This window comes from Acinetobacter sp. ANC 5045, assembly GCF_004331005.1.
In the GTDB taxonomy this organism is placed as follows: Bacteria; Pseudomonadota; Gammaproteobacteria; order Pseudomonadales; family Moraxellaceae; genus Acinetobacter; species Acinetobacter towneri.
On sequence record NZ_SJNS01000014.1, the window covers coordinates 35610 to 57646 of the forward strand.

The window sequence follows — 22037 nt, forward strand, 5'->3', positions numbered from 1 at the left end:
AAACAAGAAAAACTGCTCAAAAGCTAATTTATTAAAAACCAAAGAATCGCAATAGCCAATAACATCATGCTTTCTGTTATTTCAATACTCGCACCAACGGTATCGCCCGTAATTCCACCTAAACGCTGCATAAATTTATATCGCAAATACAAGGTGCTAAGGATAAAAGTCAGAACGGTCACCAAACCCACCCATCCCCAAAGCACTCCTGCAAGCAAGGTCAATGCGATCACAATTTTTGTGCCTGTTTTAGGCAAATGTGCCTGAATAGCAGTGCCTAAACCATTGGCACGTAAATAAGGCGTGCTTAAAAATAAAACCAAAGCGCTTAATCGTCCCAATACGGGTACAAACAGCAAAAATGCCAAATACTGTTGTTCGAGCAATACATACAACGCAGACCATTTTAATAAACAGCAGATCAGTAAGCTCAATACTCCAATCGGGCCGCTGCTTGGGTCTTTCATGATGTTTAAGCTACGTTCAGGATCACCAAAACCGCCGACCCATGCATCGGCAGTATCAGCCAGTCCATCTAAATGTAAACCACCTGTCAGCCAAATCCAGAGCACTAAAATTAAGCTGCTACTCAGAACCAAAGGCAAGAATTGCAATAAATGCGCCATCCCCCACAGCGCAGCTCCAATTAGTAAGCCAACGAGCGGATAAAACAGCAGTGATTGTGCATTTTGCGCTGCAGTTGGCATCTGTTTTAAAGAAACAGGAAAAGTGCTCAGGAATTGCAAGGCAATCCAAAAAGGTGTCATGTTTGCCCCTGCATGCAAATGTTGCCATTGGGATGTAACTGGAATGAACTCAATTGCCCCAACGCTGCAGACATTTTTAAAATATCGTCTAAAGATTTTTTCTGCGCCAATACTTTGAGCAATTTAATTACCCCGCCATGCGTGACCAATAACACACGTTTAGGTTGTTGCTCGAGTTGTTGTAAATATTGGTTGAGATCGGACAGACCTTGCAAAACGCGCTGCTGAAAATTTAGCAAAGATTCTGCTTGTGGCGGACTAAATTGGGTCGGTGTCATCCAAAATTTAGCTAAATCTTCAGGGTATTGTTCATATAAGGTTTGAGTGGAAATAGCTTCCCATGCTCCAAAATGCATTTCCTGAAATTGTGCATCAATATACAGTGGCAATTGCTGTGCTTGCGCAAAGGTCTGAGCAACCTGCAGACAACGCTGTAAAGGTGAACTTGCCACAACATCCCATCGCTGTCCTGTAGCTATTGCCGTGTTTAAAGTCTGCTGCATGTCTTGCCAACCTTTTAAAGTCAAAGCATCATCGGTTGAGCCACGCAAAGTATGACCCAATTCTGTTTCGCCATGTCTTAATAGGTCTAGCATGATCATAAAGATACTTTCTCACCAATAACCGCAGCTTCGGCAAAAGTCGCCATTTGATTATGCAAGGCACAGGCCAGTTGGATAATGCCCAATGCCGCGCCCGCACCGCTGCCCTCACCTAAGCGTAAATTTAGATGCAGCAAGGCTTGTGCACCTAATGCTTCTAATAAGCGACGATGTCCATATTCAGCCGATTGATGCCCAAACAACATCCATTCTCGGACTTGAGGATTTAAACGCACTGCAACTAATGCAGCAGCACTGCTGATAAAACCATCCACCACCATCGGCAAGCCCAACTGCGCACAGCGAATATACGCGCCCACCATTGCAGCGACCTCCAATCCACCAACTGCACATAAGGCTTTAAAAGCATCATCTTGCACATAGTTCTGATGTAGAGCTAAAGCAGCATCAATCACCTGTTTTTTATGTTGCAATTGTGCAGTGTCAATTCCTGTGCCTATGCCAGTCAAGGCTTCAGCAGGTTCTTGTAATAAAAAGCAAGACAAGGCTGATGCCGAACAGGTATTTCCAATACCCATTTCACCTGCGACATAAATCGAGGCCTGCTGTGCGATGGCATCTTCCACACTTTGACGTCCAAGTGCCATCGCATCTGCACACGCTTGTTCAGTCATGGCGCGGGTTTTAGCAAAATTCGCTGTGCCTGCACGAATACAATGCCGCTCTACTCCTGCATATTCATACGCTTCCCCGACCGAGCCGCAATCCACCACTTGTAAATGCGCCTGATATTGTCGGGCGATGACGCTGATACATGCCCCACCTGTGGCAAAATTTTGTAGCATTTGCCGAGTCACGGCTTGGGGATAGGCGGAAATATTTTCTTCCATCACGCCATGATCGCCTGCGAAAATACATATCCACGGACGTTCAATATTCGGCTGCGTTGTTCCTTGCAAAGCCGCCAGTTGAATCGCAATATTTTCCAATGCTGCCAATGAACCTGTTGGTTTGGTCAATTGAAGTTGTCGTGCAATTGCCTGTTGTTTCATCTGTTCATTTGGCTTTTGACACGCTGCAAACCACCAAGTCATTTCTTCTCTCCTTTTAAAAGCATTGGAAAACCTGCGACACAGAACTGCACTTTGTCTGCAATTTGTCCCAATTGCTGATGTAATCGCCCTGTTTCATCGACAAATTTTCGGGTGATTTCCCCTAGTGGCACAACACCTAAACCTGTTTCATTGCTCACCAAAATAATATCGGCCTGCAAATGAGGTAAAACTTCAAGTAATGCTACAATTTGTTGTTCAGCAAAGTTTTCTGCCGTTTGCATCAGTAAATTACTCATCCACAAAGTTAGACAATCTACCAAAATGACATGATCTGGATGATCCAGCATTTTTAACTGTTGCGCCAAATATAAAGGTTCTTCACGCAATTGCCATGACTGCGGACGCTGTTGTTGATGATGCTGAATCCGCGCCTGCATTTCTGCATCGCCCGCTTGTGCAGTTGCTACATAAATGACGGATTTGCCAAGTTGCTGCGCGGTTTGCTCAGCCATACGGCTTTTACCCGAACGCGCACCGCCCAAAATAAGTTGAATCACATGTGCTCCAAAGGAAATTGATGCCTGCTAAATAGCTGACCTTGTAAAGTGTGTGCCTGATAATAACCAAAATTTAAATGATGGATATCTAAATCGAAATATTGCACGGGGAGATTTTGAATACGCTGCAAAATCAAATTGGTTGAACACGCTGTTTGATATAAACCCAAAGTAATATGTGGATGATACTGTAAAGCTGCGATTTCAGCCCCGCCTACGCTAAGTGCCTGACGTATACGCGCCAGTTGCTGTGATTGATCTTGCACTTCTACAAATAAAGCACTATCAAAACTATTGATGCCGCCCACTTTCAGTTGAAAAGGCTCTAGTTGCAACTGCTGTAAGGCTTGAACTTGTTGTTGAAATTGTGACTCGAGAAAGTCATCTTCCCAATGCTTTTTTGCTGCATAAAACCCACAAATATATAAGGTGATATGAAACTGGCGAGTGTTTGGGCGAAATAATACATCTGAAAATTGCTGTTTTAATTGTTGTAAATAACATTCTAAAGCTGGATGTTGAACAGCTAAATACCAAAGCACATAACGCTCACGCCCACGATGCCATTCAGGATAATCATGCTGCTGTGTTGGAATAACGTACTGATTGGCTTGAATAAACACGGGATAATTCAATGAATTAAAACAGCTTATGGTAAAACATTCACAACTGAATAGACATGAAAATCATGCAATTTGAGGTGAATATTTTTCAGTTTGGTATTTTAACCATCTACATCATTTAAATAATTTTGATTTTAATGAGATGGATAAAATTCAGAAGATGGCTGAAACAGGTCTGCAATGTTATGCTGAAATGAAGATGATATTTTCTAATCTACACAAGACACTACATTACTGTGAAGCTTTACCCCATCAGAATCGGTATAACTGGAGTTTATGATGCAACAAGAATTGATCTGTTATAAACAACTTCCTATTTGGAATCATGACTCAATTCCACAAGGGTTTAAAAAACAACACAATACCCAAGTCGGCACATGGGCGAAGTTGACTATTTTAAAAGGCGAATTGCATTTTTCGATGCTGCATGAATCTGGTGAAGTACAATCTGAGCATGTTTTTTCTGTGGAAAATCAACCACCATTTATTGAACCGCAAGCGTGGCATAAAATTGTATCTGCCAGTGATGATATTGAGTGCCAGCTTAGTTTTTATTGTTTGCCTCAAGATTATTTTGTTAAAAAATATAAATTAAGCCCAACACATTCTGAAATTTTAATGGCACTTCCACAGTTAACCGTGGGTAAAGCTTTGGATGTTGGCTGTGGTACAGGCCGAAATGCGCTGTATTTGAGCCAAAACGGTTTTCAGGTGGATGCTTGGGATGTGAATCCGAGTAGTATCCAAAAATTAAATGAAATTATTGCTACAGAACAGATTTCATCTATTCAAACTACTGTGCGGGATTTAAATCAGGATGCCACAATTACGGAGGAATATGACTTCATTAACTGTACAGTGGTGATGATGTTTTTGGCGCCTGAAACCATTCCTACGCTTATTCAGCACATGCAGCAAGCGACCAAACCACAAGGCTTTAACTTAATTGTTTGCGCGATGGATACTGAAGATTACCCCGTGCAACAAGACTTCCCTTTTAGTTTTAAAGCGGGTGAGTTAAGTGCATATTATGCTGATTGGGATATTGTGAAATACAATGAAAATGTCGGTGAGTTGCACCGCACAGATGCAGATGGCAATCGCATTAAACAGCGTTTTGCGACGTTGTTGGCGAGGAAGAAGTAGATGTGCAAGTGGAATCTTAAATGAATAAGCTTTTGAGCTGCTCACAGACTACATTTCAATTGCTTACATAAAGCTTAAAATAAAAAACCACTTAGGATTAGTACACCTATGTGGTTGTTTTATATGGTGGGCCCAGACAGACTTGAACTGTCGACCAACGGATTATGAGTCCGTTAACATAGTAATTAAAAATCAACAAATTAAAAATATAATGTCAATACTATCATATGTTTATGTAATTTTAATAATTTATTATTAACTCTTTTTGTTGATTAATATATATTGATTTTGCTTACTACTTGCTTACCAGATGCTTACTAGAATGAAGTTAACAAAACCTGCTATTGATAAAATTGATTGCTCAGACAAAAATAAACCAACTTTTTTTTGGGATGAGAAAACACCAGGATTCGGCGTCAAAGTTACACCTAAAAATAATAAAAGCTACATTTTCCAAGGCCGTATTGGTCTTCAAAACCGTCGTATCAAAATTGGTGACGTTGATGTATGGAAATTAGATGAAGCTCGTAAATATGCACAAGAATTGGCGATTATGTGCCACAAAGGGATTGACCCATTAATCGAGCGTAAGAAAGCTTTAGCTGATAATAAAGAACTGCTAAAACAAGAAAAACGCAAAACTATTAAATTTAAAGATGTATGGTTTGAATATTTAAAAGCAAGACAACCTAATTGGCGACCAAGAAGTTATCAGGACCACATTGAATTATCTAGAGGTGGTTACGATCCTGAAAAAAATAGTGTTTATACCAGTCAACCCATTTTTCAACTGTTTGAGTACAAACTTTCTGAATTAACTGCAGATGTATTATGCGATTGGCTTGATCACAATGACTTCCGTCCAACAACATCAGCTAAAGCATACAGACTTACACGAGCTTTCCTGAATTGGTGTGATGAACACGAGGATTATGAAAACTTAGTGCCTCCAAAATCATACAACTCAAAAAAAGTTAAAGATAAAGTCCCTTCCCCAAAAGCCAAGAATGATTGTTTGATGAAACAGCATCTAAAACCATGGTTTGAAGAGGTAAATAAGTTAACTAGCAGAAAAATAGCGATTTTTTTGATATGTAGTTTAATCACTGGTTGCAGAAAGAATGAGCTGCTTTCATTAAAATGGACAGATGTCGATTTTCGTTGGAAAACAGCAAAAGTCAGGGATAAAATTGAAGATGAAGGTCGCCTAATTCCTCTAACTGCATATGTTGAAAGCTTATTATTAGAACTAAAGAAAAATTCTGATTCTAAATTCATATTTAGCAGTAAGGGCGCTGAATGTGGCCATATTGTTAATCCTTACGATAGCTTAGAGAAAATATGTAAAAAACTAAATATTGAACTTACTCCCCATGGATTGAGGAGATCATATAAAACGTTAGCTATTTGGGCAAAAATCAATGAAGGATCTTTAGCACAGATATCAGGTCATAAACCAAGTGCATTAGTTGAAAGGCACTACATCGTACGACCTATGGATATGCTACAAGAAACACTACAAGAATATGAGGATTGGATTTTGCAACAAGTGCGAAATGGCATTAATTGAAATACCTCGATACGGACTAATGCCAGTCAGTTAAGAAATTGACTGGTAAAGGGTGTAAATAATTCTGTGTAAATACAGTTTTAAAAATACTTGGTTACACGCTCTTCAAAAGAGGGCGTTCAAAAATCTATGTCAGTAAATTTGACTAGATTTTAATTATATCGATCTAATCGACCTTCAAAGTAAATGGATAATTGAGTAATGTGTGAAAATTGAGACTTCTACTGACATTTTGGTAAATTTTACCTCATGTCATAGGAGTTTGAATTTTGAGTACAAAAGCCCAACGGGAAATTGCCCATAAATTAAAAGTGTTTGCTCATGCTGAACAAAATGGCAATGTTGTATTGACCTGTCGATATTTTGGTATTTCACGAAATACTTTTTATCGTTGGAAGAAGAATTATAAATCCAAAGGAGAGATAGGATTAGTCAACAGTAAGCCATGTCCACAGAACCTTAAGCTACGCACGCCTGCTGAGATTGAAGATAAGATTATTTATTTACGTCAACACTATCATTTTGGACAACTACGGATCAGTTGGTATTTATGGCGTTATCACCAAATTAAAATTTCAGCAGCTGGGGCGTACCATGTTTTAAAACGGCATGGTATGAATCGATTACCCCAAAATCAGCGTAAACGTTCTATTCCTATTCCTCAACGTTATAAAAAACAAGTACCAGGGCATCACGTTCAAGTTGATGTAAAGTTTCTCTTTTTTAAAGATCAAAATGGAAAACAAGTCAAACGATATCAATATACCGCTATTGATGTGGATTTAAAAGCCAAGCTGGCCGAATGGGAGGCATTTTACAATTATGCCCGACCTCATGCAGCCATGAATGGCAAAACACCCTATGAACGATTAAAAGAAAAGTTATGCTAAAATCTTGGTGTCAGTGGAAGTCCTAGTATTCACATATAAAAAGCACAAATACAAAAATTATTTACAGACTCACTCAAAACTATCTTTCTCTTAAAGCCTCTTGCGCTTTATTAAATGGTTTTATTAGATAATCTAAAATCGTTTTCTCCCCTGTTTTAATATCGACTGTTGCAACCATGCCAGGAGTAATACTGAATTGTTTGCCTGCTTTATTCATCAATTTTCCTGAATCCGTTCGAATATACACTCGATAATAAAATTGATCTTGCTTAACTTCATCTCTCAATGTGTCTGGTGAAATAATTGAAACTTTTCCTTTCAACCCACCATAAATAGAATAATCATAGGCAGTGATCTTCACGAGTGCATCTTGCCCAGGATGAATAAAAGCAATATCTCGCGGTGAAATACGTGCCTCAACCAAAAGTTGTTCATCCAGAGGAACAATTGTCATCAACTTGCCATTTTGAGAAATCACTCCGCCAATAGTCATAACATCAATTTCTTTAATAATCCCTCGTACAGGTGATTTAAAAAGAGTACGATTTAAAGAGTCTGATTTACCTTTTACGACTTGTAATTGCGTTTCGATATCTGTGTTGGCTTTTGCCAACTCTTCTCGAGCTTTTACCAAATATTGATTTCTCACATCATTCATTTGATTGCGCAAATCAGTTGCTTGGCGCTTGAGCCGCAATACTTCGACCTCACTAGCTGCACCTTTCGCTACTAATGGTTCAGTCATTTGCAGCTCTTCTTCAACTAAAATAAGTGCTTGTTGTAAACCTGACAAAGATTCTTCTAGATTAGATCGTCGTGAATGATAGAGTGCTGTTTCTTCTTCAACTAAATCTCGCTCTTTAAGTACTTCACTCGGAAATTTTAAACTAGTTCCATTAACTTCTGCACGTAGTCGCGCTGCTGTTGCTTGTGATGCTAGTAGTAAGGATGCAGATTCACCAACATTTGATGCAAAGCGAGTTGGGTCAAGTTGAGCAAGTACCTGCCCTTCTTGTACGATTTGTCCTTCATGCACATAAAGCTTTGTTAAAATTCCACCTTCAAGAGACTGTACTACTTGCTCTTTAGAAGATGGAATAACTTTGCCAATTCCTGTTGAAACTTCTTCAAGTTTAAAAAGCCATGCCCAGATGAGTAATGACAAAAGACCAATACAAATAATCCAGATAAATAAGCTAGCTCTCGGTAATGCAGGTTCTAATTCTTTAGCCTTTACAGTATCACTTTTTATATATTTTCTAATCATGATGCTGTACTCGCTATATTGGTTTGAGTATTACCTAATACTTGCTCTTTAGGACCATCCATAACAATTTTTCCATCATGTACTACAATAATTCGATCCACCAACTCAAGTACTGCTCGACGATGCGTTGCAATGACCAAAGTTTTTTGTCCTAACCACCCCTTAAGGTTCTGAATTAGTTGTTTTTCAGAAACGTCATCTATTGCGGCTGTCGGCTCATCAAGCAATAGAATATTTGGTTGACGAAGTAATAATCGTGATAAAAGTAAAGCTTGACGCTGGCCACCAGAAAAACCAACACCACCTTCTAAAATTTGATGATCTAAACCTTCTTTCTTATCTAATACAAAGTTTAATGCCCCTGTGAGCTTGAGCACATTTAAAAGCTCTTGGTCAGTCGCCAAAGGTGAGCCTAATGTTAAATTTTCACGTACAGAACCAAAAAACAAATGTGCATTCTGATTGAGTAAGCCCATATCTCGACGTACATCAGTTGGATCAATTAACCCCAAGTCAACCCCATCTAAATTGATTTTCCCTTGAACAGGTTCTTGCATCCCTGATAGCAACTGTAATAGCGTTGATTTACCTGCACCATTACGACCTAAAATCGCAATTTTCTCACCCGCTTGAATTTCAAGTTTAGGAATGATGAGAGTAGGTTTTGCATCGTTTTCACTATATTTGAAGACAATATTATTAAGTTCATAATGTCCATTCAAAACAGGCCTATGAATTAAATGTGCATTTGGTGCTTGGTCAACAGGTTTCTTCATAAGCTCATCTAAACTTGTCTTAGCAACTTTAGCTTGTTGAAAACGCCCTAGAACTCCTGAAATCTGTGCAATTGGTCCAAGCATGCGCGATGATAAAATTGAACAAGCAACTAATGCACCTGTAGTCATTTCCCCTTTCATCACAGCAAAACATCCAACAAGGACGACAAGCGCAAAAGTAAGCCCTTGCACTTTCTGAGTCCACACCCCCACAATTCCAACTAATTTCCGCTGGCGCATTGAAATATCTGCAGCAGCTTCATTCATGTGATTCCATTGGTTCTGGAATCGAGATTCCGCTCGCAATAACTTAATATCTTCTATACCTTGAACAGCTTCCACCAGTGTTGCATTGCGAATAGCACCTTCGCGCATTCCTTCAGATGCTAATTTTGCCAATGGCTTTTGAATCAAAATTCCAGGAATGATCATTAAAGGTACAACCAAAACCATTACCCAAAACAGATTGCCACCGATCAGCCAAAAGATTGCCAAAAACAAAAAGAAGAAAGGCAAATCTGCAATCGCTGAAATGGTTGTAGAAGTGACTAATTCACGAACACCTTCCAATTCACGTATCTGAGAAATAAACGTACCTGTTGATTTAGATCGCTCTTTATTTTTAATTCTTAAGGCATGACCAAATACCTTATCTGAGATTTTTAGATCTGCACGTTTTCCAATAATGTCTGATAAATAAATACGTGCAACTCGTAAACAAAATTCAAATATTGCAGCAATGAGTACACCACCAGCCAATACCCATAAAGTTGGAACAGACTGTGCAGGGATCACTCGATCATAAACATTCATAGAAAATAGAATTGTCGCCAAGGCAAGGATATTGGCCATTAATGATGCAAACATCACATCCAAATAGCGCTTCCAATCTCTTAGTACAATCGTCCAAAACCAGTTCTGCTCATATGGTTTAATATATTCATCAATACGGACATCAGGAATTGATTTCTCAGGTCTTAAAATATAAACATTGTTCACATTTTCTTTTAATAGCTCTACAGTAAGTACCTGTGCTAATCCCTGATCACCACTGAACTGAATATTTGCATTCCCATTGACATCAAGTTGATTCAATACGCCAACTTGTCCATCTTGCATTTGAATTAGAAGTGGTAAACGCCACGGATTCAAAATATCTTCACTAAATTCAGTTTTTCTTAGACTCATCCCGATCTGACGGCTCACCAAACTCAAAATATCATCAAGTGACTGGCTCGGATTCCAATCGAGTTGCAAACGTAAACGCTCTTCAGATGGTTCGATACGATAATGTTTTGCAATTGCTAGAACGGCTTGAAGCCATGGCTGATAATTCATAGTTTTGCTCATGGTAAAATTTCAAACCCTTGAATAGAAATATTATTTAGTTGATAAAATGCTCTTGAAGCACCAGTAACATAGATATACTGAATGAGTGCCGCGTAAATATCATATCTAGCATTTTCAATTTCCTGTGCAGCAGCATGAATTGCTTGTTCAGAATTCAATAAATCCACCACTGTGCGTGTGCCTAATTTATATTGTTCTTGATACAGCTCTTTTGTCCGAGCCGTGGTTTCTTTTCTTAAAGCTAGAACTTCCATTTGCTTTTGCTTATTTTCGACTTGTACACGAATGAGCTGTACCTGATCCAAAACATCTAAATAAACTGTGTTAACTGCTGCTTTTGCTGCTTCTTCCGCATAATTAGCAGAACGGAGTTTTGATCGAGCTGCCCCGCCTTGGAAAAAGTTACTATTCGCTTCCAACATGACAGAGCTATAAAAACCATCATCTTCATTATTATTCGGGTTTTTTCCATTCAACGCTTGATTTAAGCTACCTTTAATATTAATTGTTGGATATGTACTTAGTTTTGTTTGCTCTTTTTGAAATTTAGCGACTTGCACTGATGCCTGAGCTGCTATCATCTTGGGAATTTGAGTAAAGTTTGGGTCATTGTATAAACCAGCATTACGAATGACCGTATCTGGAATATGCATCTTTACATGGGACACATCATAGCCCAGCAGCATTTGTAACTTTTGCTGATACTGCTTTAATTGCGTTTCTTGTATGAGTAAATTTGACTGCGCCGCTTCTAAATTTGACTGTGCCTGAATCGGATCTGCCTGACTACTAATACCCGCATTAGCCCGTAAATTGGCGATTTCCGCAATTCGAGCAATTCCTTTAATTTGTTGATTAGCAATGCGAACGATTTCTTGATAACGATTGATATTGACCATCGCATTCGCTGTTTGATATGCAATATCATCAATACTTTCTAATGCATTTGCTTGCTCTTGCAGCAACCTCGCTTCTTCTATATTGATATCGCTTTTAATTTTTCCAAAATCATATAAAACCTGTGTCGCTGATAAACTGTAAAGCTGTCTTCCCCGTTCGCCAGTCGTTAAATCAGCTGTACTAATACCACCAGAGATTTGAGGAAAATATTGTGCCCTCGCCGCATCAATGTTTGCACCTTGACCTGCAATAGCCGCAATACTCTGCGTAATTTCTGGTCGACGCTGTAGCGCTTGATGAATTGCATCAAAAAGTGTTAGCTCAGCTTCTGAGTTAATACTTATTTTTGCCATACCTTTAGGTTGCGGTTGAATACCACTCGATTGAATTATTGGCAATGTATCTAAACCTGCCTGCTCACCCCATGAGAATTTGCTCAGTTCTTGAATACTCACTTTATTCATATCAGCAGTTGCCGGCGAAAAAAACTGCTCAATATTTTCTTTTGCTGAGCCCAAATAATGTTTTGGTGCTGCTGCATAACTAGGCGTTATTGGCATATATAGTGGAAGAAACAGTACAAGCCATATCTTTGATATTCTAAAATTCATGATTTAAACATCTTGGTAAATTCATACCGTGTGAGTTTTCGAATGCTGTGTCATAGCATTAAATTGAGTACAGTAATTTGCAGCCATTTTCATTGCAAATTTTAATCTATCTTTGCCTAAAATGAACTCAAGATAAATTCAAATTTAAAATGAATGAAAGGAGCGTTATGTTTGACATAACGCTCCTTGTGAAGGATCAATCTAAAACCAATCCGCCACTTAGCGATTAGCCAATAATAATTTGGTTATTAATTAAATCCTGTAATTCCGATGCGGTCTTACCTTCAATAATTAACAAATCAGCCCAATCATGAGTTGTACCGCCATTTTCAGCAGCACCATCACGGTCGACTCTCAATACTGCTTTTCCGTCTACATCTTCAACCTTAATGTACTCAGAAATATTTGATTTATCATCAGCAAGTAAATCATTAAAGAAATCTGCCCCAAACTCAATTTTGTCATTGGCTGCATAATCAACCCATGTATCGGTTCCATTACCAGCTGTTGCATCGGCAGCATTTAACACATCAAAAACAATAGTGTCCTTACCAGGACCTGTGGAAATGATGTCATTACCTGAACCACCATAGATGCGATCATCTCCTGCACCAGCAATAATGATGTCATTACCTGAACCGCCATAAATGGTGTCATTACCACCTTTAGTTGCAGTATCAGTAGCATCAGCAGTGATAAATTTTTGGTAGTTGTCTTTTACGAAATCATAGATTTCCTGCTGGGTTGGTTCTGCGCCACCAGTCACGGTAGCTTTTAAATGCGCAATCAGTTTTGAGTAGCCTGAATACTTTGGATATTGCAGGGGATCTAGACCCGTAATCCAATCTGTATTCATGGCATCACCAAACAGAATATCGTTACCTGCGCCGCCTTTGACAATATCATTTCCAACATCAGCTGGAATAAAGTTTTCAGAACCGCCTATGAGATATGCAATCAGTTTATCTGCATCAGCAATGGCTTGTGCCGAACCATGATTATCTTTCGACCAATTAGGGATAATATTTCCATCTACATCAGTATTATCATAACGCGAAACAGCTTCTTGTACTCCAGTCGCATTACTTACCCCAACTGCGAAAACCTTACCTTTATTGGCTAGTTTGGCAAAATCAGCATCATATTTTGCCATATCTGAATTAGTTGGATTTTGGCCCGTACCATTATAGGTATTTGGTTTACCATCTGTCAGGAAATAAGTCTGATTTTCATAACTGGAATCAGCTTTAACTGATCCTTCTGCTAGTCCTGTTTCAGCCCCATCGAACCATTTTGAAGCCTTATCCCAACCGACGTTTGGATTCGTACCACCTGCTGCTTCTAATCCATCAATATAGTCAAAGATAGCTTTTAGATTATCTTTATTCACAACCCACGACTTATTGTAATCATTCCCCTTATATCCGGCACTAGAAAAGGATGCTAGCTGAAGGTTAATAATTCCATCATGTTCAACCATTTGCTGAATAAAAGCTTTTAAGCCTGCTTTTGCAATATCTAGGCGACTTAACTGTCCAGTAGCAGGATTATTATTACTATCTAGTGCATAATTCATACTACCAGACAAGTCCAACACTACAGAAACATTATAACTATGCCCTGCTTCAAAGTTAGTTTTTAGGCCTCCTGTGTCGCCAGCCAGTATATCATCACCCGCAGTTCCAATTAAATTATTGTCGTCATTTGAAGTAACTTCCGTAATTGGCTTTTTGGTATCCTCATTATCACTAACTGGTTTACCATTGTTATCAAATGAATCAGCTTTTACATTAATTTGATCTGTCAGACTTGTTAAATCCTCAGGTAATTGAACTTCATAGCTACCATCTGGCTTAACTACTGTCGTTACTGTTACTGGTTTTCCTGTTACTGGGTCATTAATTTGACTACCAGTATGATCTTTGAAGGTCAGAACAACATCACTGCCTACTGGCACATCAGTAGTTTGGCCTTTTACCACTCCATCTTCATTAATTTCGGTAATCTTAAGCGAACCATCAACGCGATCTAGACCACCTTGGTCTGGTGTACTTGGATCATTGTCATGATCAGTCTTGCCTTCAACCGCATCTGTTGCTGGACCTACAGGCTTACCATTACGGTCTGTTGTATTCGCCTCAACATCAACGGATGAACCGTCTGCAATTTCTGCTGGCACATCTGCTTTATAGCTACCGTCTGGCTGAACAATCGCTTCAACATCTTTCGATACTGGCTGGCCGTCTTTGTCAAAGCCTTCAACAGTAATAATTACTTTCTCGCCAGGCTTAACATCTTCGGTTGTACCCGTGATCTTACCTTTGTTGTCAACTTCAACCGTGATCTTGCCATCAACGCGATCTAGGCCGCCTTGGTCTGGTGTGCTTGGATCATTGTCATGATCAGTCTTGCCTTCAACCGCATCTGTTGCTGGACCTACAGGCTTACCATTACGGTCTGTTGTATTCGCCTCAACATCAACGGATGAACCGTCTGCAATTTCTGCTGGCACATCTGCTTTATAGCTACCGTCTGGCTGAACAATCGCTTCAACATCTTTCGATACTGGCTGGCCGTCTTTGTCAAAGCCTTCAACAGTAATAATTACTTTCTCGCCAGGCTTAACATCTTCGGTTGTACCCGTGATCTTACCTTTGTTGTCAACTTCAACCGTGATCTTGCCATCAACGCGATCTAGGCCTTCGCTTTCATCACCTGGAGTTGCTGGATCATCAGTTTTGCCTGTGCCCAATTTGTCTTCTGCAGTGATCGTATTGCCATTGCGATCAATAACTTCAGACTCAACAACTAAGTCACCATCTGCAAAATTTGGTGGCACATCCGTTACGTAATTGCCATCCTTATCAACTTTAACAATATCTTGATATTCAATATTATTCCCATCTTTATCTTTGCCGCTAATAGTAATTTTAACGTCAGTACCTTCAGGGATATTCTCTGTTTTACCTGTAACTGTACCATCTGTATTTACTTTAAGCGTATTAGTGCCATTCGGGATCGAATCTGTCTTATCCTTGTCATTGTGGTCAATAATCGCCGCAGCACCACCAACTACAGCAGCGCCGACCAACCAAGGTAACAATCCAACAAGTTTACTGCCTTCAACAGCAGGCAATAATGCTTCTAATCCTGGAATGCCTTTAAAACCCGATACGCCATCAAACCAATATAGAACACACCCATCTTCTTCAAAAACCAAATCTGAAGCGACATCGTCATATGTTATAAAAAAATTCTCAATAACAACAACTTCACCATTTTTTAACTTAAGCACTAAGTTATTGCCATCACGGATAAATTCATCGACGTCATCACGGCTCATTTTAGTATGAACAATAGAAGCTTCGGTTAATGTAATCTGTGTCGCATTTACTGTAGACTTATTTAATGAGTCTTTCTCAATTACAATAAAATTAGTCATATTTTTACCCAAAAAATTATATTCTTTTATCTTCTAAAACTTTAACTATTTAGTAATGCCTGTAATTTCGACAGTTACACGGCGGTCAGGCTGTAAACAAGCTTTGAGTTCTTCACGCTGTTTTACATCAAAACAACCATTCGTCACAGGCTGGCCTTTACCTGCGCTTGCAGTCGAAATAACATTCCCTGCCACACCATTTTGAACCAACAGGTTGCGTACTGTGTCTGCACGGTTTTGCCCCAATTGATTGTTATAGCTATCACTTCCCAAACGATCTGTGTGACCAACTAAATTAATGCGGCTTACAGAAACGAAGTTGTTATGAATTTGCGAAGCAACATTCAAGACCTCTTGACGCCCCTTTGGCAGTAAATCATTCAAGGAAGAACCGTTAAATTTAAATAAAGTGTCCGCAGCTAAATCCACTCGTATTATCTGTTCCTGAGCAGCAACCTGATGCTTCACCTCACAACTTAAAGGCTGACCATTATTGGAAATAAAAGGTTTACCGTCTGTATTGACAGAGAGTAAAAATTCATTGCTTGTTAGCTTTCCTACGTTTAAGTCAACATCACAACTTTGGCATGATTCTTCAGTACAGTTTTTTACTTTGAAATTATATGTTTCTGGTTTCAATGCATATTGAGCCGAATTATTTATATAAAAATTTCCAGCTTTAATACTGTCAATATAAAATTCAATCGGGCAATTTTGCTGTTCTGCTGTATCACCACCACACAGCTTCTCATCTCGCTTTAATACAATAGGTTGATTATTTTCTTGCGTTTTTTTCTGAAAACGTAAATCTGATGGCTTCGTATATGGGCTTGATGTGCAAGCCGCTACTCCCAATGAAACTACAACAGCTAAAAGTGACAATCTCAACATAACTACCCCTTGTGGACTTAGAACAATTTCAAGCACATTTTCTACACAAATATCTTTCCATGAATCTACTGAAAGATTATTATTGTGACGCAGTATACATTCCTAACATCTTTATATCAAAATAAATGTGTATTTTGAACATTTATTTTTTATGTGAACTGTATCACTTTATAGTTTTATTAGAAATACTCAACTAGATAGCCCTAATTAAACGAAGATTAAAAATCAAATATATCAACAAGATGCAACTAAATTCAAAAAGTTTCCACCTATTCACTTGATCAATATTGGTCGCCATAAAAAAGCTCATCAAATTTCTATTTTGATGAGCATTACAAAAATCATACGGTAATCCTCCCTAAAAATAATTGAGTTTAAAAGTAGAAAATCGAATAACCTTGATTTAAGGAGATTTTCTATGAAAACATCTAAGTATTCAGACAGCTTGATCATGAGTATCTTGAAGCAAGCTGAAGCAGGAACACCCATACCGAACTTGTGCCGCGAACATGGTATGAGCTCTGCTACATTCTACAAGTGGAAGTCCAAATATGGCGGCATGGATCTTTCAATGATGACGCGGCTTAAAGAACTTGAGGCTGAAAATGCCCGTTTAAAACGCATGTATGCTGATGAGCGGCTAAAGTCAGACATCTTGCAAGATGCACTTTTAAAAAAGTTTTAAGGCCTGTTCAGCGAAAGTCACTTGCTCAGCAAGCTACTGAGCAATTTAAGATTTCAATCAGCATGGCCTGCTTAATTTTTAAAGTCAGTCAAACGTGTTATCGCTATAAAGCTCGTTTAGATGAAGAGAATCAACAGATTGCCGAATGGTTGATTCAATTAACCAATGATCATAAAACATGGGGCTTCAAGCTTTGTTTCCTGTATTTGCGTAATGTTAAAAAATACAAATGGAACCACAAACGTGTCTATCGCATTTATAAGGAGCTTGAGCTTAATTTAAGAATCAAGCCTAATAAGCGGATTAAACGAGAACAGCCAGAAACCCTTGCAGTACCGACAGCTAAGAATGAATCATGGTCAATGGACTTTATGCATGATCAACTCAGTGATGGACGTAGTTATCGAGTTCACAACGTGATTGATGACTATAATCGCGAGTCATTGGATATATTGATTTACTTTTCATTGCCAGCAGAACGTGTACTGAGAGGACTTGATCAGCTCATTGAATGGCGAGGCAAACCTAAACGCATTAGAACCGACAACGGCCCAGAGTATATAAGTGAGCTGATGGAAAAGTGGTGTGATCAGCATGGTATTGAGCATGTATTTACTCAACCAGGCAATCCACAGCAAAATGCATATGTTGAGCGATTTAATCGTACAGTACGTTATGAGTGTCTAAATCAATATTTATTTCGAGATCTGAGCGAGGTGCAGGACTATACAACTGACTGGCAGTACTTTTATAATCATGAACGACCTCATATGTCAGTAAATGGTTGTCCACCTATTTTTAAACAATAACAAGGCTTTAGATTTTCTACCCATTAATTCAATTAAAAATGGGGGTATTACCGCTGTGTTAGCCGGATGCTTACAGAACTTTTAAGAAAGTCATATTTTGTTTGGAACACTATTTTAAATAAAGATACAATTAATTGTCTAATTTTATAGGCTTTGTTGCATAAATATGTAAGCATCTGATTTAAATAGATTTAATTTTAGATCAAAAAACAATCAAACTTTTAAAATCATATAGTTATGAAATCTTTGTGTAACAAAGCCATTTCTTCATTGTGTGCCTTCCAATTGCGAGTTGAAAAAGTCTAATGATTTTACGAATACACCTAACTTTTTCAACTAACTACAAATGTGTCGCACTTATGATTTGAGTTTGCGTTTATTGAATGGTGTGTAATGTCTAGAGAATTTAATAATCCTGATACTTTATTTATTCTTGATTTTTTAGGTAAACAAACTGATTTAAAAGTTGTTTTGGATACAGTTTCAAAGTGGTTGGAAGGTTTAATTCCTGGATCAATGGTAACTATTATGTTTTTCTCAGAGAATGAAAAACATTTAAATTTGATCAGTGGAGGACAATATTTTACTTCAGCATATCGTAATGCATTAACAAATTTAAAGATTGGGCCATATGTTGGTGCATGTGGAGCAGCAGCCTATTATCGTAAAATCGTTATTTGTGAAGATATTTTTACTCATCCTAACTGGATAAGCTATCAAAAATTTCTTATTGAAGAAAATATTTCTGCTTGTTGGTCTGTTCCTATAATTAGTGCTGAAGGTACTTTATATGGAACTTTTGCAACTTATTATCGAAAACCGAAGAGCCCAACAGATGATGAGATTAAAATGCTTAATCATGCGGCATACCTGACTGCTTTAGGGATCGATCTATATTATGAGCGTCAGCATAAAAATGCTATGAATGATAAATATCATTCTTTTTTTGATCATCATCCTGATACGGTATATGAATTGGATTTACATGGAAATATTAACCAATTAAATATAACATCAAAAAAGATTAATGGATTTGAGATAGAGCAGATTGTAGGACTACACTATTTAAATTTTATTCATCTTCAATATCAAAAAATAACAGAAGAAGCTTTTAAAAAAGCTACAGAAGGTCATATTCAACGTCTAGAAATACAGGTTTATGACGTTAGAGAGGAAAAATATTGGGCAGATCTCACCTTTTTACCATTATTTCAAAATAGAAAAATTGTAGGTGTATTTGCAATTGTAAAAAATATTACAGACCGATATAAAACAGAAGAGCATTTACAATTATTAAAACGGGGATTAGATGCAAGTCCTAATGGTATTGTAATTACTGATGCTACTTCAAATCATCAAATTGTATACATTAATCCTGCTTTTCTAAAATTAACCGGATATTCCGAGAAAGAAATTCTAGGTCGTAATTGTCGCTTTCTACAAGGAGAAGATACCGATATTAATGCAGTTCAGGAAATTCACCAAGCGCTTAAAGATAAGCGAGAAGTTCAAATTACCTTAAAAAACTATAGGAAAGATGGCGCCTGGTTCTGGAATCAACTTACTCTTAGCCCAGTATGGAATCAAAATAATGAATGTACTCATTTTATTGGAACCCAGCAAGATGTAACCCAGAAACGTATAGATGAAGAATATATAAATTATCAGCATACTCATGACAGTCTAACTGAATTAGTTAACCGTCAAGTTTTTGAAGAGTTATTGGACCTTGCCTTTTACAAAAAGGGTGGAATGAACAATACATTAGCGGTTTTATATATTGATTTAGATGACTTCCGTACAATAAATAAAGATCTCGGATATGCTGAAGGAGATCAATTAATTAAGCTGGTCAGTCAGCGTCTACGGACTATTTTGCAAGAAGATGATGTTCTATCACGTTTTGCCGCTGATGGCTTTGCTCTATTATTAAACAAAGAATATACTCAGGAAAAAGTAACTCAAACAGTAGAAGGCATCTTAAAAATTTTAGCTTTACCTTTTAATATAAAAGGGCATCATATTCGTCTTAGCGCTAGTATTGGTATTGCGACTGATACAGAGGAAGTCGAAAATTTTAGAGAGTTATTGCATCATGCAATTCATGCAATGTATGAAGCCAAAAATGAAGGCCGTAGCACTTGGCACTGGTATACAAGTGGCAGAAATACGGTTCACAAAGTGAATGACATCCAGTTACGCCATGAACTCATTATGGCCTTGGAAGATGAGCAATTTAAATTATTTTATCAACCTATCGTTGATAGTTTAACTAATAAGATTGTAGGCGTTGAAGCACTTATTCGATGGTTCCATCCTGAGCGTGGTTTAATTTCTCCATTGTCTTTCATACCTTTAGCCGAACGTACTGGACAAATTTCAGCAATAGGAAATTGGGCATTAAATCAGGCATGCAAAGATATTACTGAGCTTAATAAGAATAGACCAGATCAACTTAGCGTGGCTGTAAATATATCTCCTATACAATTTAAACGTACTAATTTTTTGGCTGAGTTAAGGAATACCCTACTAACAAATAACTTTGATGCTAAGTTATTGAAGATAGAAGTAACAGAAGGGATGTTACTGATGGGTATTGAAAGATCGGTTGAAATTTTAAAAGCTATACGAGCACTTGGAATCAAAGTAGCAATCGATGATTTTGGTACGGGCTATTCCAGCCTGAGTTACCTCCGTCAACTGCCTATTGATCAAATTAAGTTAGATCGTAGTTTTATTCAACATTTGCCAGAACATAAAAATGATGCGGCAATTGTTATAGCAATTACTCAAATGGCAAAAACATTAAACTTAGAAGTCGTGGCTGAAGGTGTTGAAACAGAAGAACAAGCTAAGTTTTTAACAGAGAGCCAATGCAATTACTTGCAAGGCTATTATTTTTCTAAGCCCGTTTCTATAGAAGATTTAAAAGTTATTTTAGATGACTTTATTGTATAAATACCTGAAAGGATGAGTTCCCCTCTAAATGGCCTACCTTAAATAAAAACGTCTCTGACAAACCCAGTACGGTTCACACGATGAGAATTAAAGTTTCTATCGGTCCTATTTAATGGCATTTTGCCACTTTTTAGGTTTAATCCTAATCAAAATAGTGAGTAATTATGATCCCTTCTTATGAAAACTTTAAAGATTTTAAAGATGCTGGTGAAAAAATTTTAGAGTATTTACATAATCACTTAGGCTTTGCTTTATGGATGATTACTCGTACTGAAAGTAATGATTGGATAGTTTTGCAAGCTAAAGATCATGGATATGGAGTACAGGCAGGACAGGTTTTCAATTGGGCTGACTCATACTGCTCTAAGATGGTATTAGATAAAGGGCCACGCATAGCACCTGATTCGAAAAAGATTCCACTGTATGTAGAAGCAGGCATCAACAAACTGGTCGATATAAACGCCTATATTGGGCAACCTTTATTCAATGAGGATGGTTCTATTTTCGGCACATTATGTGCTATTGATCCATCAGTACAGCCTCAAAGTATAGAACAATATAGTGATCTATTAGAGCTATTCAGTTTATTACTTAGTCGAATTTTACAAAATGAACTTAAAATTAATGAACAAAAAAGAGTTAGTGAAAAGCTTGAAATGGATTCATTAACCGATCATTTAACGGGTGTTTTTAATCGTCGTGCTTGGGATACATTTTTGGATTTGGAGGAAGATCGATGTAAAACGTACGGACATCCAACCACAGTGATTATTATAGATTTAAATGACTTAAAAGCTATAAACGATAAATTTGGTCATTCGGCTGGAGACCAAATGATCCAAAAAACGGCCCAAATTTTAAAGAAAAATGTACGCTCCAATGATTTAGTCGCGCGTTTAGGAGGAGATGAGTTTGGCATTCTAAATATTGAAACGACTTTAGAAAATACTCAGAAATTGGTGAATCGGCTTTTAAAGTCCTTACAAAATGCTGGAATTAATGCTGCTGTTGGTGTTGCGGCACGTGAACCAAGTAAAAATTTACGAATGGCAGTAATTGAAGCAGATGAAAAAATGTATCAGCATAAACGTCAAATTAAAGTCATCATTTGATTGATCCATATGAACAGGATGTTTGAGGATCTTAAGGCTTTGTTGCACAAAGATTTCATAACTAT

General features: G+C 37.8%; 16 protein-coding genes. 6 read left to right on the top strand and 10 right to left on the bottom strand.

Annotation, left to right across the window (positions count from 1 at the left end):
* Window positions 1–23: 23 nt before the first annotated feature.
* Genes E0H79_RS11120 through E0H79_RS11140 form a run of 5 tightly spaced genes read right to left on the bottom strand, consistent with a single transcriptional unit; the run spans window position 24 to window position 3565 of the window.
* Window positions 24–767 (bottom strand): adenosylcobinamide-GDP ribazoletransferase, encoded by a 744-nt coding sequence (locus E0H79_RS11120; RefSeq protein WP_004976907.1) that lies wholly within the window; start codon window positions 765–767, stop codon window positions 24–26.
* Window positions 764–1369: a histidine phosphatase family protein gene (locus E0H79_RS11125; RefSeq protein WP_131261637.1), complete on the bottom strand. Its 606-nt coding sequence runs from the start codon at window positions 1367–1369 to the stop codon at window positions 764–766. The genes E0H79_RS11120 and E0H79_RS11125 overlap by 4 nt, the downstream gene beginning before the upstream one ends.
* A complete protein-coding gene (gene cobT, locus E0H79_RS11130; RefSeq protein WP_004976913.1) occupies window positions 1366–2424 on the bottom strand; it encodes a nicotinate-nucleotide--dimethylbenzimidazole phosphoribosyltransferase in 1059 nt (352 codons plus the stop codon). Before cobT ends, E0H79_RS11125 begins: the two co-directional genes overlap by 4 nt.
* Window positions 2421–2942 (bottom strand): bifunctional adenosylcobinamide kinase/adenosylcobinamide-phosphate guanylyltransferase, encoded by a 522-nt coding sequence (cobU, locus tag E0H79_RS11135; protein WP_131261638.1) that lies wholly within the window; start codon window positions 2940–2942, stop codon window positions 2421–2423. Before cobU ends, cobT begins: the two co-directional genes overlap by 4 nt.
* Window positions 2939–3565, bottom strand: a complete 627-nt coding sequence (locus E0H79_RS11140; protein ID WP_131261639.1) for a 2'-5' RNA ligase family protein — start codon at window positions 3563–3565, stop codon at window positions 2939–2941. Before E0H79_RS11140 ends, cobU begins: the two co-directional genes overlap by 4 nt.
* A gap of 279 nt (window positions 3566–3844) precedes the next feature.
* On the opposite strand from E0H79_RS11140, the gene tehB reads away from it, so the two are divergent.
* The 3 genes from tehB (at window position 3845) to E0H79_RS11155 (ending at window position 7171) form a co-directional block, all read left to right on the top strand.
* Window positions 3845–4711, top strand: a complete 867-nt coding sequence (gene tehB, locus E0H79_RS11145) for an SAM-dependent methyltransferase TehB (RefSeq protein WP_131261640.1) — start codon at window positions 3845–3847, stop codon at window positions 4709–4711.
* Between the two features lie 322 nt (window positions 4712–5033).
* The gene (locus E0H79_RS11150) at window positions 5034–6281 is read left to right on the top strand and encodes a tyrosine-type recombinase/integrase (RefSeq protein WP_131261641.1); all 1248 of its coding nucleotides are present in this window, start codon (window positions 5034–5036) and stop codon (window positions 6279–6281) included.
* A gap of 269 nt (window positions 6282–6550) precedes the next feature.
* Window positions 6551–7171, top strand: coding sequence for a helix-turn-helix domain-containing protein (locus E0H79_RS11155; RefSeq protein ID WP_131261642.1), 621 nt, complete (start codon window positions 6551–6553; stop codon window positions 7169–7171).
* Window positions 7172–7250: 79 nt separating this feature from the next.
* On the opposite strand, the gene E0H79_RS11160 is transcribed toward E0H79_RS11155, so the two are convergent.
* The 5 genes from E0H79_RS11160 to E0H79_RS11180 form a co-directional block, all read right to left on the bottom strand.
* A complete protein-coding gene (locus E0H79_RS11160) occupies window positions 7251–8438 on the bottom strand; it encodes an HlyD family type I secretion periplasmic adaptor subunit (protein WP_005134206.1) in 1188 nt (395 codons plus the stop codon).
* Window positions 8435–10564: a type I secretion system permease/ATPase gene (locus E0H79_RS11165; RefSeq protein ID WP_131261643.1), complete on the bottom strand. Its 2130-nt coding sequence runs from the start codon at window positions 10562–10564 to the stop codon at window positions 8435–8437. The genes E0H79_RS11160 and E0H79_RS11165 overlap by 4 nt, the downstream gene beginning before the upstream one ends.
* A complete protein-coding gene (locus E0H79_RS11170) occupies window positions 10561–12075 on the bottom strand; it encodes a TolC family outer membrane protein (RefSeq protein WP_131261644.1) in 1515 nt (504 codons plus the stop codon). Before E0H79_RS11170 ends, E0H79_RS11165 begins: the two co-directional genes overlap by 4 nt.
* 226 nt (window positions 12076–12301) lie before the next feature.
* Window positions 12302–15517: a BapA/Bap/LapF family prefix-like domain-containing protein gene (locus E0H79_RS11175; protein WP_131261661.1), complete on the bottom strand. Its 3216-nt coding sequence runs from the start codon at window positions 15515–15517 to the stop codon at window positions 12302–12304.
* Between the two features lie 45 nt (window positions 15518–15562).
* The gene (locus tag E0H79_RS11180; protein ID WP_131261645.1) at window positions 15563–16408 is read right to left on the bottom strand and encodes an OmpA family protein; all 846 of its coding nucleotides are present in this window, start codon (window positions 16406–16408) and stop codon (window positions 15563–15565) included.
* Window positions 16409–16826: 418 nt separating this feature from the next.
* Between E0H79_RS11180 and E0H79_RS11185 the strand changes: the two genes are divergently transcribed.
* The 3 genes from E0H79_RS11185 to E0H79_RS11195 all read left to right on the top strand — a co-directional run bounded on the left by E0H79_RS11185 (window position 16827) and on the right by E0H79_RS11195 (window position 21972).
* A protein-coding gene (locus tag E0H79_RS11185; RefSeq protein WP_131261646.1) for an IS3-like element ISAba20 family transposase occupies window positions 16827–17902 on the top strand; the annotation gives its coding sequence in 2 pieces (ribosomal slippage) (window positions 16827–17079 and window positions 17079–17902; 1077 coding nt in all).
* Between the two features lie 393 nt (window positions 17903–18295).
* Window positions 18296–20860 carry an EAL domain-containing protein gene (locus E0H79_RS11190; RefSeq protein WP_131261647.1) on the top strand — a complete coding sequence of 855 codons (2565 nt, stop codon included), beginning with the start codon at window positions 18296–18298 and terminating at the stop codon, window positions 20858–20860.
* Window positions 20861–21024: 164 nt separating this feature from the next.
* Window positions 21025–21972, top strand: coding sequence for a sensor domain-containing diguanylate cyclase (locus tag E0H79_RS11195; RefSeq protein WP_131261648.1), 948 nt, complete (start codon window positions 21025–21027; stop codon window positions 21970–21972).
* The last annotated feature ends 65 nt before the right edge of the window (window positions 21973–22037 follow it).